Annotated in this window: 1 protein-coding gene; it reads left to right on the top strand. The window is 61.5% G+C overall.

Features of this window, described 5'->3' with window-relative positions; all coding sequences use genetic code 11:
• A partial coding sequence (locus C7G61_RS46910) for a M20/M25/M40 family metallo-hydrolase (protein ID WP_244608800.1) occupies positions 1-460 on the top strand: 460 nt, incomplete at its 3' end.

Raw genomic sequence — 460 nt, 5'->3', positions numbered from 1 at the left:
ATGAGCACGCCATCCAATCCCTACCGCGGCTTCCGCTATCCACCCGAAATCATCAACCAGGCGGTTTGGTTGTATCACTGCTTCAGCCTGAGCTTACGCGAAGTCGAACTCATCCTGGCGGCGCGAGGCATCGTGGTCAGCTACGAGACGATCCGCGAGTGGGGTCAGCGCTTCAGATCCGGCGAGAAGCGGCTTGGGATCCGGGCCGACATGGATGCCCTGCCAATCCAAGAGGCCACAGGGTTGTCTTACGCCAGCACTCATGAGGAAATCATGCATGCCTGCGGGCACGATGGCCATACCGCCATCCTGCTCGCGGCCGCGAAGGCCCTGGCAGACGATGTCGATTTCTCGGGCGAGCTCCATCTGATTTTCCAGCCTGCCGAGGAGATTGGTGCCGGTGCGCGGCGCATGATCACCGAGGGTCTGTTCGAGCGGTTCCCCTGCGATGCCGTGTTCG

This window comes from Bradyrhizobium algeriense (genome assembly GCF_003062295.1).
In the GTDB taxonomy this organism is placed as follows: Bacteria; Pseudomonadota; Alphaproteobacteria; order Rhizobiales; family Xanthobacteraceae; genus Bradyrhizobium; species Bradyrhizobium algeriense.
This window is presented reverse-complemented; position numbering and strand designations above follow the sequence as displayed.